Genomic DNA, 14,140 nt, shown 5'->3' with positions numbered 1-14,140 from the left:
GAAGCGCAGCCGGCAACGGACTGCGCTTTTTTTTCGCCCGGATATTGTTCAACAAAACTAAAAGTCCATAATGGACAAATTAGTTTAGAAACAATCTGCGGAGTCCAACATGTCCAGTACGCCTTACGTGATCGACCAAACCCAGGCCCGCGAGCTGCTGGCCCGGATCGATGTGCCGCAGATCCTGCGCAAGCTGTTCCGCGATCTGGCGGCCGGGCATGCGGTGCAACCGGCGCAGCAACTGGTGGAGTTCCCCCAGGGCGCTGGGGACTTCATCAACTATCTCGGCGTATTGGCCGAAGACGGCGTGTACGGGGTCAAGACTTCGCCGTACATCGTTCGCGAACAAGGCCCGCTGGTGACGGCGTGGACGTTGTTGATGTCGATGCACACCGGCCAGCCGCTGCTGCTCTGCGATGCCGGCGAACTGACCACCGCCCGTACCGCTGCGACCACCGCCGTGGCGGTCGATGCCCTCGCCCCCCTGAAAGCCACGCGACTGGCAATCATCGGCAGCGGCAAGGTCGCCCAGGCGCACCTGCATTACGTCAAAACGTTGCGCGACTGGCAGAGCATCAGTGTGTACTCGCCGACCTTGAGCGACGACCCGGCAACCGCCCGCCAACTGCAAACCCTTGATTCACGGGTGAGCATCGCCGACAGCCGCGAAACCGCCATCGCCGAGGCCGACGTGATCATGCTCTGCACCTCGTCCGCCGGCCCCGTGATCGACCCGGCAACTTTAAGCAAACCGGCGCTCATCACTTCGATAAGCACCAACGCACCGCGCGCCCACGAAGTGCCGCCGCAAAGCCTCAACGACATGCAGGTGTTCTGTGACTATCGTATGACCACCCCGGACTCGGCCGGCGAGATGCTGATCGCCAGCGAACAACATGGCTGGGACCACAGCGCGATCCTCGGTGATCTCGCGGATCTGCTCAGCGAAAAAGTGCAGCGCCCCGATTACAACCGTCACGTGTTTTTCCGCTCCATCGGTCTGGGCCTGGAAGACATCGCCCTGGCCAACGCCGTCTATCAATTGCAGCGCTGACACCGGAGATTTTCATGAGTCATGCAGATTTCATCATCATCGGCGGCGGGATTGCCGGCGCTTCCACCGGTTTTTGGCTGTCGCAACATGGCAAGGTCGTGGTGCTGGAGCGCGAGTCGCACCCGGCCTATCACTCCACCGGGCGTTCGGCTGCGCTGTTCACCGCTGCTTACGGCACTGCGCAGGTCCGGGCGCTGACCCAGGCCAGCCGCGAATTCTTCGACCATCCGCCCAGCGGTTTCTGCGAGCACCCGCTGCTGACCCCGCGCGGCGAAATGACCGTCGACTTCACCGGCGACGCCGCCGAGCTGAACAATCAATACCTCAGCGCCAAGGCCACGGTGCCGCAGATGCAGCTGCTCAGCGCGGATGAAGCCTGCGCGCGGCTGCCGATCCTGCGTCGGGAGAAAGTCCATGGCGCGATCTACGACCCGACCGCCAGCGACATCGACACCGACGCCCTGCATCAGGGCTATCTGCGCGGTATCCGCCGCAACAACGGCCAGGTGCAGACCGATTGCGAAGTGCTCGGAATGAGCCGCGACGCCGACGGCATCTGGCAAGTGCAGACCAACGGCCAGAGCTTCAGCGCTCCCGTCGTGATCAACGCCGCCGGCGCCTGGGCCGACAAGATCGCTGCACTGGCCGGTGCCCGGCCGCTGGGCCTGCAACCGAAACGCCGGGCCGCGTTCATTTTCGCCGGCCCGGAGGGCGTCGACATCCACCATTGGCCGATGCTGGTCAGCCTCGACGAATCCTTCTATATGAAGCCCGACGCCGGCATGTTCCTCGGCTCGCCGGCCAACGCCGACCCGGTCGAACCCCACGACGTACAACCCGAAGAACTGGACATTGCCATGGGCATTTACCAGATCGAGGAAGCGACGACCCTGACCATCCGCCGCCCGACCCGCACCTGGGCCGGCCTGCGTAGTTTCGTGGCTGACGGCGATTTGCTGTCCGGGTTCGATCCGCAGGTGCCGGGGCTGTTCTGGGTCGCGGCCCAGGGTGGTTACGGTATCCAGACCTCCCCGGCCATGGGCCAGGCCAGCGCCGCGCTGGTGCGTGGTGAATCGTTACCCGAACACCTTCAACAATTCGGCCTGACCGCCGCCATGCTCGCCCCTGCCCGCCTGGCCTGAACGTCCGCCCGGATGACGCGCCCGACGGATTGCGGCACACTCGCAACGCCCCCGGATCACGGGGGCGTTGACGTTGCCTGGAGCTCCACAGTTATGACCGCCCCCGAACACACGCCCGAGCTGCATGACGCCGCGCTGGACAACTACCACGCCATCGCCGACGCCATTGCCACGCTGTTCTTTCCCCATGCCGAAGTGGTGTTGCACGACCTGCGCACGCAGAAGGTCGACTACATCGCCAACAACCTGTCGAAACGGGTGATCGGCGATGAATCGTCGCTGGAAGACATGCTCAGCGACGAGGTCAGCGAACGGAACATCGGCCCGTACGAAAAGCTCAATTGGGACGGCCAGAAGATTCGCAGCCTGAGCACCGTGCTGCGCGACAGCGAAGGGCATCCGCTGGCGGTGCTGTGCATCAACCTGAATATTTCGCTGTTCGAAAATGCCAAAGCTGCGCTGGACCTGTTCCTCTCGCCGAGCAAACTGATCCCGCAACCGGACTCGCTGTTTCGCGATGACTGGCAGGAGCGCATCAACACTTTCCTGCACGCCTGGCTACGCGAACGGCAACTGAGCCTGAACCTGCTGACCCGCGATCACAAACGCGAACTGGTATTGGCGCTGCACGCCGAGGGGGCGTTCAAGGGCAAGAGCGCCTCGAACTATGTGGCCAATGTGCTGAACATGGGGCGGGCGACGGTGTACAAGCATTTGAAGGAATTGAAGGGCTGAAGATTTTGCGGTGAATCTGACGGCCTCATCGCTGGCAAGCCAGCTCCCACAGGTTTTGTGTACACCGAAAATCTCTGTGGGAGCTGGCTTGCCAGCGATGGCGGACGATCAGTCGCCGTAGATGTCCGATTTGAAGTACTTCTCGGAAATCTTCTGATATTCGCCACTGGCGCGAATGCCGTCGATGGCAGTGTTCAACTGGCTGACCAGTTCGGTGTTGCCCTTGCGCACCGCAATCCCCGCGCCCTCGCCCACATACTTCGGATCCTTCAGCTCAGGCCCGACAAAGGCGTACCCCTTGCCGCGCGGCATCGACAGGAAGTCGTTCAGCGGGATGGTGTCGGCGAAGATCGCGTCGAGACGCCCGGCCGCCAGGTCCATGTAGATTTCTTCGTTGTTGCCGTAGCGCTTGACGTTGATGCCCTTGGGCTCGAACACCTCGGTGGCGTAACGGTCGGTGGTGGTTGCACGCTGTACGCCGACGGTCTTGCCTTTGAGGCTGGCGTACTGGTCATCGACGCTCGCGCCTTCCTTCATCACCAGCCGCGACGAGGTGAAATAGTACTTGTGGGTGAAGTCCACCGACTTCTTGCGGTCTTCGTTGATGGTCATGGACGACAGCGCCATGTCGATTTTCTTCACTTTCAGGGAAGGAATCAGACCGTCGAACTCGCCCTCGACCCACACGCACTTGACCTGCATCTGCGCGCACAGGGCATTGCCGATGTCGTAGTCGAAACCGACGATTTCACCCTTGTCGGTCTTCGAGGCGAAGGGCGGATACGCCGCTTCGATACCGATGCGCAGGGTTTTCTCGGCGGCGAACGCGCTGCTGCACGCCAACAGGCTCAGTGCCAGACCGGTGATGAGGGGGAATTTCTTCATGTTCGTTCTCTCGCGGGTTGTTGTTGGTTTGGCAAGACGAAGAAGAGCAGCTGCAAGCGGCAAGCCTGAAGCTTCAAGCATGAGACTATTTTTGTACTTGTAAATCCATATTGGACTTTCATGTACAAATCGTCAATCAGGCAAAAGCCATCGGCATCAGCCAATGGTCGGCTGATGCACTAGAGGGGATAAAAGAAGATTTACTGCTTCCAGCGATCCGCCGCCGCATGATCGCTGTCACGGCCTTCGACCCAGCGCGGGCCGTCGCTGGTGTTCTCTTTCTTCCAGAACGGTGCACGGGTCTTCAGGTAATCCATGACGAAGGCGCAGGCGTCGAACGCTGCCTGGCGGTGGGCACTGGCAGCGGCGACAAACACGATCGGCTCACCCGGTTCCAGCGCGCCGATGCGGTGCAGCACTTCCAGTTTCAACAGCGGCCAACGCTCCTCGGCTTCAACGGCGATCTTGCCGAGGGCCTTTTCGGTCATGCCCGGATAGTGTTCGAGGAACATTCCGGCGACATCGAGGCCATCGTTGAAGTCGCGCACGTAGCCGACAAAACTCACCACCGCGCCGACGCCGACATTGGCCGCGTGCATCGCGTTGACTTCGGCACCCGGATCGAACGGTTCGGACTGCACCCGAATGTGCATGGCTCAGCCTCCGGTCACGGTGGGGAAAAACGCCACTTCGTCGCCATCCACCACCGGCTCGTCGAGCTGGCAGAGGTCTTCGTTGCGTGCGCACATCAGGTTCTGTTCGCTCAGCACCTCGGCCCCCTCACGCTGCGCCAGCAACGCACGAACGTCATCGACGGTGAAGAAATCACCCTCGACCTTCACCGAATCCACGCCCAGCGCCTCGCGGTAACGGGCAAAAAACTTCACGGTCAGGTTCATGGCTGCTCCGCCTGGAAATGCCCGCTCTTGCCGCCGACTTTCTCCAGCAGGCGCACACTTTCGATGGTCATGCCGCGATCCACGGCCTTGCACATGTCGTAGATCGTCAGCGCGGCGACGCTGGCGGCGGTCAGTGCTTCCATCTCGACGCCGGTCTGCCCGGACAGTTTGCAGCGAGCCACGATGCGTACCGTGTCATCGCCTTCGGCGCTGAGTTCGACCTTGACGCCGGTCAGCATCAGCGGATGGCACAGGGGAATCAGGTCACTGGTTTTCTTCGCCGCCTGAATGCCGGCAATGCGCGCCACGGCGAACACGTCGCCCTTGGGATGGCCGCCGCTGACAATCATCTGCAGGGTATCGGGCAGCATGCGCACCAGCGCTTGGGCCGTCGCTTCACGGAACGTCACGGCTTTTTCGGTGACGTCGACCATGTTGGCGCGACCTTGGGAATCGAGATGAGTCAGCACGGGATTACTCCTGATCAGGAGCGTCGATTGTAAACCTGGGGGTCAGAATTGCGCACATAAAAAACCGGGCGACTTTGCAGTCGCCCGGTTCGGTTTGACGGTTACAGATGCGATTCGGCGTATTCGGCCAGGATCGAGCGAGGCACCCCTTGCAGGGTGATGTGCACACCGTTGGGGAAATCCTTGAAGCGTTCGGTCAGGTAAGTCAGCCCGGAGCTGGTCGCGGACAGGTAAGGGGTGTCGATCTGTGCCAGGTTGCCCAGGCACACCACTTTGGAACCGGCGCCGGCCCGGGTGATGATGGTTTTCATCTGGTGCGGCGTGAGGTTCTGGCATTCGTCGATCAGGATCAGGCTCTGCTGGAAGCTGCGACCGCGAATGTAGTTGAGCGATTTGAACTGCAACGGCACTTTGCTGAGGATGTAGTCGACGCTGCCATGGGTGTTTTCGTCATCCATGTGCAAGGCTTCGAGGTTGTCGGTGATAGCGCCGAGCCAAGGCTCCATTTTTTCCGCCTCGGTGCCGGGCAGGAAGCCGATTTCCTGGTCCAGGCCCTGCACGCTGCGGGTGGCGATGATACGGCGATAACGCTTGCTGACCATGGTCTGCTCGATTGCCGCGGCCAGCGCCAGAATGGTTTTACCCGAGCCGGCGGCGCCGGACAGGTTGACCAGGTGAATGTCCGGATCCAGCAGCGCGTACAGCGCCAGGCTCTGATAGATGTCCCGTGGCTTGAGGCCCCAGGCTTCCTGGTGCAACAGCGGTTCCTGGTGCAGGTCGAGGATCAGCAGCTTGTCTTCTTCGATCTCCTTGATCCAGCCGACGAAGCCCTGCTCATCAATGATGAATTCGTTGATATGCACGGCAGGCAGGTTGTCGATCAGTTGGACCTGATGCCAGGTGCGACCGTGGTCCTGACGGGTTTCGACCTTGCTCACGCGGTCCCAGAAAGAGCCGGTCATGTTGTGATAGCCGTTGGGCAGCAGGGACACGTCGTCGACCAGTTGGTCGGTGCTGTAGTCCTCGGCGTCGATCCCGCAGGCGCGCGCCTTGAGGCGCATGTTGATGTCTTTGGTGACCAGCACCACCGGTTTGCTCGGTTCGCGGGTGTGCAGGTCAATCAGCTGGTTGATGATTTTGTTGTCGTTCAGATGCTCGGGCAGAATCAGGTTCGATTCGGCCTGCTTGCTCATCAGAATCGACAGCAAGCCCTTCGGACCGCCCTTGCCACGCTGGATCGGCACGCCCTGTTCGACATCATCGGGTGAGGCATCGCCCAGGGTCTTGTCGATCAGCCGGATCGCCTGACGGCATTCGGCGGCCACGCTGTGATGCCCGCTCTTGAGCTTGTCCAGCTCTTCAAGCACGGTCATCGGGATCGCGACGTGGTGTTCTTCGAAATTCAGCAGGGCGTTCGGATCGTGAATCAGTACGTTGGTATCGAGTACATAAAGGATTGGCTGGTTGGAGGAAGGGCTACGTCCGTGATCATCCATACTCGGTCACCTTTGTGGGAGCCATTCGACGCAATACCTCGGCGGTGCTGCGCCTCGAAGTGACTGCCGAATCCACCTGCACAGCTTTTGTCGGGATAGCAGGTGAACCGCACACAAAATGGGTCTTGGAAGACGCCACCTGTGTTGCAGGTTTCGGCGGTCTGACTTCGTAATACTCCAAAACCCGTGACAGAAAAAAGCTCTTTGACGCTTTTTTGAAGTTTATTTTGCAAAGTGACGAAAAGCCCTTGGCGGACCGCCCTGCCCCCGTTAGAGTCGGAAGTCCGCCTGAATCGAATTCTGCAAAAAATTCACCCCAAGCCCAATGTTTCCGGGCTCTTGCCGTTTTTCAGCGAAACGCGTCCTGACAGTCTTCCCAGCCGATGCCGCTTTGCGCGGTTTGCGTGATCAGCCACGGCAACGCGGTCTTCACCGCATCCTGTTTCATGTTGAAATTGATCACCCCGTGCCGCCACAGCAGCATCAGGGTCAGCACCCGCTGCGCGCTCGGAGCGCCCTTGAGCTTGCCGGCGCCGTCCTGGGCATCGATGTCCCACAGCGCCACTTGCAGGCCCTGGCTGTTGAAAAAGCTCCGGGCATCGCTGCGACGTTGCCCTTCCGGTGGACGGAACAGCGGCACGTAGTTTTCCGGCAGCTTGTTGCGGACCAGATCGGCACTGCGCCGCACCGAATCCTGCCAGTCCTGCCAGTGGCTGTGGGACCTGAATTCCCAGCCCTGCACGCCGACGCACTGCTGCGAAAACGCCGCTTGCAGGCTGCTGACGGAACGGTCGGCCAATCGCGCCTGAACATCCTTGCCCAACATGAAGAAGGTGCCGCTCAGGTTCGACTTGCGCAGGTACTCGGCGAGCCAGTCGGTATTGTCCGGCTGCAGGTTGGCGGCGCTGTCGAAAGTCAGCAGAAACAGGCGATCGTGCATGTCGTCGCCGTTGCGCTCGTAGTCTCCGAAATGATCGATTTCGCTGCTGGCCTGCGGTGACAGCGCAGCCTTGCGCATCAGTTCATCGAGATATTGCAGATGGAAGATCCGGCTCGGCTCGGCCCACTTGGTGTAATAGCTTTCGTCGCTGACCACGAATTTGGCGGCCTGCTCGCGCAGGGTCGGCAGGTCCTCGACGAGGAAGCAGAACGAGGCGTCCTGATCGCAGCTTTGCTGGGCGAAGTTGTAGTTGGCGAGCAGACGCTGCCACAGCCGCTCGCGCAGGCTGTTGATCGCATCCAGATTGACCGTGCGCAGCCCCAGACGCTGAGCCAGCGCAGCCTCATCCAGCGCTTCGGTGCCGAGCAGGCCTCGGGCGAACATCAGAATTTCCGCCCGCGAGGCGACGTCGAACAGCGTCGGGTTGTCGAGCTTTTCCGGCCAGGTGCTGCGATCCAGCGTCGCGATATCGCCCGGCGCCGCAACGGCACCGACGCTCAACAGCCACGCGGTGAAGAAAAGAACAATGCGCAAAGGGTGTCTCCATTACAAAACCCGCGCCGCACTATAGCCGATCCGACAGTAATTCCTGCAGGCACACAGATGATCGTTCCCACGCTCTGCGTGGTAACGCCTCCCCGGACGCGCTGCGTCCGCTGCCGGGGTGACGCAGAGCGTCACTGACTACATTCCCATGCAGAGCGTGGAAACGATCAGGGTTGGGTGGCACACCGCCGATCACCTATGGACCTGATAGCTGGAGTCATCCGCCCCAACCCCCTAGAATCGCCCCCACGATTAAAGGAGACGACTTCATGCTGATGGTGATTTCCCCCGCCAAGACCCTCGATTACGAAACACCGCCGGCGACCCAGCGCTTCACTCAGCCGCAATACCTCGACCATTCCCAGGAACTGATCCAGCAACTGCGCGAACTGAGCCCGGCGCAGATCAGCGAACTGATGCACGTGTCCGACAAGATCGGCGGCCTCAACGCCGCGCGTTTCGGCAGCTGGACACCAGCGTTCACGCCGGAAAACGCCAAGCAGGCGCTGCTCGCGTTCAAGGGTGACGTCTACACCGGTCTCGACGCGCAATCCTTCAGTGAAGCCAATTTCGATTACGCGCAAAAACACCTGCGCATGCTCTCCGGCCTCTATGGCCTGCTGCGCCCGCTCGACCTGATGCAGCCATATCGCCTGGAAATGGGCACCAAACTGGCCAACGCCCGGGGCAAAGACTTGTACGCCTTCTGGGGCACGCGCATCAGCGAGTGGCTGAACGAAGCGCTGGCCGATCAGGGCGATGACGTGCTGTTGAACCTGGCATCCAACGAGTACTTCTCGGCGGTCAAGCGCACGGCCCTGAACGCGCGGATCATCAACACCGAATTCAAGGATCAGAAGAACGGCCAATACAAGATCATCAGCTTCTACGCGAAAAAGGCCCGAGGCCTGATGAGCCGTTTCGTGATCCAGGAAAAAATCAACGATCCGGCCCTGCTCAAACAGTTCGATGTGCAGGGTTATCGCTACAGCGCCGAGCAATCGAAACCGGATAATCTGGTGTTTCTACGCGATCACGCCCCCGAATAAAGCATGCCTAATGCACGACTCTTTATATGAAGAGTCGTGCAGCTCGCACGATGTCAAAAAACCCTCGCCACATTTCGCCATTTTAATGGCGCCAGAAAAACCTCCCTGCCTTTTCTAAGATTAGTTTCACTCGACACTGATCATTTTTTTCAGTAGTGGCACCTAAATTTTTTCACCGTAGTGGCACAAAACTATCTAACGTGATTTTTCGCCTGTTATTAAAGGTCGAAAACGAAATTGCTATCAAATTGATACTGGTGCCATCTCTGACAATATTTCAAGAAATTTCAGATTTCGCGATGAGCGGACAGGAACTTCGTCCGAATGCATAGCTCATACCACCGGTAACGATTCTCGCCGAGTTTGTACGAGATAACTTACGCGGAGCAGATAGCCATGTAACCAAGTTGTCACAGCAACTTGCCTAGATGACTAACTAGTCTCAAAGCAGACGATGGACAGGAGATACGCACCATTAATATCCCCTACAAAGGCCATGGCCGCGCCCTTATAAACGTGCTCGCCTGAGCACCCAACCGCTTGATTTACGGGACTTTCATCCTGCCATCGAGCGCGCAAGACGATTGCACAAGAGTCTTCTCCAAAGAAGATCGGCTGCATAACAGGGCACGTCATAACAACAAGGCCTGGTTACGCACATCTTGAGTGCACTTATTTAGACACTCGAAACTTAGTATGCCTGCACACGGCATTGTGGCGCCTGTATGCCGCACTTTCGAGTGCACTAATGAACGCTGAACACCATTAACTCCGGCCCTCTAAGGCCTGATATATACAGAGGTAATTGCGATGCGCATCAGCATATTTGGTTTGGGTTACGTTGGCGCAGTATGTGCCGGTTGCCTGTCTGCTCGGGGCCACGACGTGGTGGGCGTCGATGTTGCCAAAGACAAGATCGACATGATCAACGCTGGCAAATCTCCCATTGTTGAACCGGGCCTGGGTGAGTTGCTCGCACAAGGTATCCAGACCGGTCGTCTGCGCGGTACGACCAACTTCGCCGAAGCGATTCGCGACACCGACCTGTCGATGATCTGCGTCGGTACGCCGAGCAAGAAGAACGGCGACCTGGAACTGAACTACATCGAAGCGGTGTGCCGCGAGATCGGTTTTGTCCTGCGTGAAAAATCCACCCGTCACACCATCGTCGTGCGCAGCACCGTACTGCCGGGCACCGTGGCAAACGTTGTCATCCCGATTCTCGAAGACTGCTCCGGCAAGAAAGCCGGCGTCGATTTCGGCGTGGCGGTCAACCCAGAGTTCCTGCGTGAATCCACCGCGATCGCCGACTACGACCAGCCACCGATGACCGTCATCGGCGAGTTCGACAAGGCGTCGGGTGACGTTCTGCAATCGCTGTACGAAGAACTCGACGCACCGATCATCCGCAAGGACATCGCCGTCGCCGAGATGATCAAGTACACCTGCAACGTCTGGCACGCCACCAAAGTGACCTTCGCCAACGAGATCGGCAACATCGCCAAAGCGGTGGGCGTCGATGGCCGCGAAGTGATGGACGTGGTCTGCCAGGACAAGACCCTCAACCTGTCCCAGTACTACATGCGCCCGGGCTTCGCCTTCGGTGGTTCGTGCCTGCCGAAAGATGTGCGCGCCCTGACCTACCGCGCCGGCTCCCTGGACGTCGAAGCGCCGCTGCTCAACTCGCTGATGCGCAGCAACGAATCGCAAGTGCAGAACGCCTTCGATATCGTTGAAAGCCACGACAAACGCAAAGTCGCCCTGCTGGGCCTGAGCTTCAAGGCCGGCACCGACGACCTGCGCGAAAGTCCGCTGGTGGAGCTGGCCGAGATGCTGATCGGCAAGGGCTACGACCTGAGCATCTACGACAGCAACGTCCAGTACGCCCGTGTCCACGGCGCGAACAAGGACTACATCGAGTCGAAGATCCCGCACGTATCGTCCCTGCTCAATTCGGACTTCGATTCGGTGATCGACAACTCCGACGTGATCATCCTGGGCAACCGCGACGAGAAGTTCCGCGCCCTCGCCGAAGAAGCGCCGCAGGGCAAGCAGGTGATCGACCTGGTGGGCTTCATGTCCAAGGCCACCAGTGCCGGTAGCCGCACTGAAGGCATCTGCTGGTAACTCGGCCCTAAGCGACAAGCCTCGAGCTGCAAGCCAAAGCGTTTCACTTGCAGCTCGAAGCTTGAAGCTTGTCGCTTAAAGCTCCCATCACCTTCGGATGACGGTCATGTCCAAGCTCAAACATTTTTTTCTGCAATCCGCCGGCTGGCTTTTGTTTCTGAACCTGCTGATGGGCCTGGCCCTGATGCTGCCCACGTCCACATTCGACTCCGAGTCGAAGGACTTCATTTTCCTGATTGGCGCCGTAGGTATCTGGCGCTACTCGATGGGTGCCACGCACTTTGTGCGCGGCATGATTTTTCTCTACATCGTCTACCCGCACCTGCGCCGCAAGGTTCGCAAGCTGGGTAAGGCGGCGGACCCGTCCCATGTGTTTCTGATGGTCACCAGTTTTCGCATCGACGCGTTGACCACCGCGCAGGTTTACAGCTCGGTGATCCGCGAAGCCATCGACTGCGAACTGCCAACCACCGTGGTCTGCTCCATCGTCGAAATGTCCGATGAGTTGCTGGTCAAGGCACTGTGGGCGCGGATGAATCCGCCAGACCGCGTGAAACTCGACTTCGTACGCATTCCCGGCACCGGCAAACGCGATGGCCTGGCCTATGGTTTCCGCGCGATCTCCCGTCACCTGCCGGACGACCGCGCCGTGGTGGCCGTGATCGATGGCGACACCGTGCTCGGCGAAGGCGTCGTGCGCAAAACCGTGCCATGGTTCCAGATGTTCGGCAACGTCGGCGGCCTGACCACCAACGAGTTCTGCGAAGTGCGCGGCGGCTACATCATGAGCGAATGGCACAAGCTGCGTTTCGCCCAGCGCCACATCAACATGTGCTCGATGGCCCTGTCCAAACGCGTGCTGACCATGACCGGGCGCATGTCGGTGTTCCGCGCCACCGTGGTCACCAACCCGGAATTCATCGCCGACGTTGAAAGCGACTCGCTGCAACACTGGCGCCTGGGCCGTTTCAAATTCCTGACCGGCGACGACAAGTCGAGCTGGTTCAGCCTGATGCGCCTGGGCTACGACACCTTCTACGTGCCGGATGCGGCGATCAACACCGTTGAACACCCGCCGGAAAAGAGCTTCATCAAGGCCAGCCGCAAACTGATGTTCCGCTGGTACGGCAACAACCTGCGCCAGAACTCCCGGGCTCTGGGTCTGGGTGTAAAACGCCTCGGCGCCTTCACCTCGGTGGTGCTGTTCGACCAGCGCGTATCGATGTGGACATCCTTGCTCGGCCTGACCGTGGCAATCATCGCCAGCTTCAAGTACGGCACCGCGTTCATCCTGGTTTACCTGCTGTGGATCGGCATCACCCGTCTGATTCTGACGCTGCTGCTGTCCTGCTCCGGCCACCGGATCGGCCCGGCTTACCCGGCAATTCTCTATTACAACCAGATCGTCGGTGCGCTGGTGAAGATCTACGTGTTCTTCCGCCTCGACCAACAATCCTGGACTCGCCAACCCACTTCCCTGACCCGTGATCTCGCCAGCTTTCAACGTTGGTTCAACACCTGGTCGTCTCGGACCATGACCTTCTCCGCCGGCAGCATTTTCGTCGCCGTGCTGCTGATGATGGTCTGACCTGCCCCTATTGAATTAACAAGGAAATCGCCCCCATGAATACCGCCGTCAACGCCAACGTAGTGCATGAATCCGAAGCCCAGCGCCAGCACGCCCGTGTGAAAATCCCGGCCAAGCTGCGTTTCTTCGGCCCCGACCGGAGTCCGGTTGAAGCGCGGGTCCTCGACCTGTCCGCCGGTGGTCTGGCGTTCAACGCCGGACAACTGCCGCTGACCGTCGGCGAGGTGTACAAGGCGCGTCTGCAGTTCGTCATCGACAACCTCGGCCTGGCCATGGACGTTGAACTGCAAGTGCGCTCCTACGACCGCCAGACGGGTCGTGCTGGCTGCCAGTTCCAGAACCTCGAGCCGCAGGACATTTCCACCCTGCGCCACCTGATCACTTCGCACCTGGCCGGCGACATCGTCAGCATCGGCGAAGTGCTGGCAACCCTGCAGCGCGACAACTTCACCAAGGCCCGCAAGGTCAAGGACGGCGACTCCGGCATGACCCCGTTCGGGCGTCTGAAAGCGGTGACGTTCAGCGCCGGTATCTTCGCGGTCGGCCTGGTGGCGGCGGGTTTCATTTTCAAATCGGTGTACAGCATGTACTTCGTCAGCCATGCGCAGGCCGGTCTGGTCAGCGTGCCGGGGATGAACATCACCATGCCGCGCGACGGTACCGTACAAAGCCTGGTGAAGTCCGACGGCGTCGCCGCCAAGGGCGCTCCACTGGCAACGTTCAGTACCAGCATGCTCGACGTACTCAAAGGTCACCTGGAAGAAGATCAACTGTCTCCGGCCAAGGTTGAAGAACTTTTCGGCAAGCAGATGACCGGCACCCTGACCTCGCCGTGCGATTGCACCGTGGCCCAGCAACTGGTGGCCGACGGTCAATACGCGAGCAAGGGCGACGTGATCTTCCAGCTGGTGCCGCGCAACACCCAGGCCACCGTCGATGCGCGCTTCTCCTATCGCCAGTTCGGCGACGTGCGTCCGGGCACCCCGGTGAGCTTCCAGATCGCCGGCGAAGACAAGACCCGCACCGGCAAGATCGTCAGCAGCACCAGCCTGAAAAGTGCCGACCTGTCCTCCGACATCCGCGTGCAGATCCAGCCTGACGAGCCGCTGGACAGCCGCTTCGCCGGCCGCCCGGTGGAAGTCAACAGCGACCGTGGTCCTAACCTGAACTGGCTGATCGACAAAGCCATGGCTGCCGGTCTTTAAGTCG

13 protein-coding genes are annotated in these 14,140 nt (G+C 59.9%); 7 read left to right on the top strand and 6 right to left on the bottom strand.

The genetic code is table 11. The annotated features are described in order from the left end of the window. Positions 1-109: 109 nt before the first annotated feature. The 3 genes from ACM6JM_RS16685 to ACM6JM_RS16675 all read left to right on the top strand — a co-directional run bounded on the left by ACM6JM_RS16685 (position 110) and on the right by ACM6JM_RS16675 (position 2,931). Positions 110-1,054 carry an ornithine cyclodeaminase family protein gene (locus ACM6JM_RS16685; RefSeq protein WP_039769472.1) on the top strand — a complete coding sequence of 315 codons (945 nt, stop codon included), beginning with the start codon at positions 110-112 and terminating at the stop codon, positions 1,052-1,054. A gap of 14 nt (positions 1,055-1,068) precedes the next feature. Beyond that, positions 1,069-2,196, top strand: coding sequence for an NAD(P)/FAD-dependent oxidoreductase (locus tag ACM6JM_RS16680; protein ID WP_085666867.1), 1,128 nt, complete (start codon positions 1,069-1,071; stop codon positions 2,194-2,196). A 93-nt stretch (positions 2,197-2,289) separates the two neighbouring features. Then, entirely contained in the window at positions 2,290-2,931 is a 642-nt protein-coding gene (locus ACM6JM_RS16675) for a transcriptional regulator (RefSeq protein ID WP_039769469.1), read from the top strand. 108 nt (positions 2,932-3,039) lie between these two features. Here ACM6JM_RS16675 and ACM6JM_RS16670 read toward each other — a convergent pair whose 3' ends face one another. From ACM6JM_RS16670 to ACM6JM_RS16645, 6 genes are all read right to left on the bottom strand, one after another. Beyond that, positions 3,040-3,816, bottom strand: coding sequence for an ABC transporter substrate-binding protein (locus tag ACM6JM_RS16670; RefSeq protein ID WP_085611408.1), 777 nt, complete (start codon positions 3,814-3,816; stop codon positions 3,040-3,042). Positions 3,817-4,016: 200 nt separating this feature from the next. Next, the gene (gene moaE / locus ACM6JM_RS16665) at positions 4,017-4,469 is read right to left on the bottom strand and encodes a molybdopterin synthase catalytic subunit MoaE (protein ID WP_039769465.1); all 453 of its coding nucleotides are present in this window, start codon (positions 4,467-4,469) and stop codon (positions 4,017-4,019) included. Positions 4,470-4,472: 3 nt separating this feature from the next. Then, entirely contained in the window at positions 4,473-4,715 is a 243-nt protein-coding gene (locus ACM6JM_RS16660) for a MoaD/ThiS family protein (protein ID WP_039769463.1), read from the bottom strand. Continuing rightward, the gene (gene moaC, locus ACM6JM_RS16655) at positions 4,712-5,185 is read right to left on the bottom strand and encodes a cyclic pyranopterin monophosphate synthase MoaC (protein ID WP_064382454.1); all 474 of its coding nucleotides are present in this window, start codon (positions 5,183-5,185) and stop codon (positions 4,712-4,714) included. The genes ACM6JM_RS16660 and moaC overlap by 4 nt, the downstream gene beginning before the upstream one ends. A gap of 101 nt (positions 5,186-5,286) precedes the next feature. Beyond that, the gene (locus ACM6JM_RS16650; RefSeq protein WP_011332563.1) at positions 5,287-6,681 is read right to left on the bottom strand and encodes a PhoH family protein; all 1,395 of its coding nucleotides are present in this window, start codon (positions 6,679-6,681) and stop codon (positions 5,287-5,289) included. 349 nt (positions 6,682-7,030) lie between these two features. Continuing rightward, positions 7,031-8,155 (bottom strand): polysaccharide deacetylase family protein, encoded by a 1,125-nt coding sequence (locus ACM6JM_RS16645; protein ID WP_414882231.1) that lies wholly within the window; start codon positions 8,153-8,155, stop codon positions 7,031-7,033. 281 nt (positions 8,156-8,436) lie between these two features. Here ACM6JM_RS16645 and yaaA point away from each other — a divergent pair, with 281 nt between their 5' ends. The 4 genes from yaaA to ACM6JM_RS16625 all read left to right on the top strand — a co-directional run bounded on the left by yaaA (position 8,437) and on the right by ACM6JM_RS16625 (position 14,136). Further along, positions 8,437-9,216, top strand: a complete 780-nt coding sequence (gene yaaA / locus ACM6JM_RS16640; protein WP_011332561.1) for a peroxide stress protein YaaA — start codon at positions 8,437-8,439, stop codon at positions 9,214-9,216. Positions 9,217-10,026: 810 nt separating this feature from the next. Next, entirely contained in the window at positions 10,027-11,343 is a 1,317-nt protein-coding gene (locus ACM6JM_RS16635; RefSeq protein WP_039769459.1) for a nucleotide sugar dehydrogenase, read from the top strand. A gap of 106 nt (positions 11,344-11,449) precedes the next feature. Further along, complete coding sequence (gene alg8 / locus ACM6JM_RS16630) at positions 11,450-12,931, top strand: mannuronan synthase (protein WP_414882230.1); 1,482 nt, start codon at positions 11,450-11,452, stop codon at positions 12,929-12,931. 35 nt (positions 12,932-12,966) lie between these two features. Then, entirely contained in the window at positions 12,967-14,136 is a 1,170-nt protein-coding gene (locus ACM6JM_RS16625) for an alginate biosynthesis protein Alg44 (protein WP_074691175.1), read from the top strand. The last annotated feature ends 4 nt before the right edge of the window (positions 14,137-14,140 follow it).

Source organism: Pseudomonas sp. IT-P2 (assembly GCF_949767575.1).
Taxonomy (GTDB): Bacteria; Pseudomonadota; Gammaproteobacteria; order Pseudomonadales; family Pseudomonadaceae; genus Aquipseudomonas; species Aquipseudomonas pharyngis.
The sequence above is the reverse complement of the archived record's forward strand: the minus strand, read 5'-3'. Positions and strand labels throughout refer to the sequence as shown.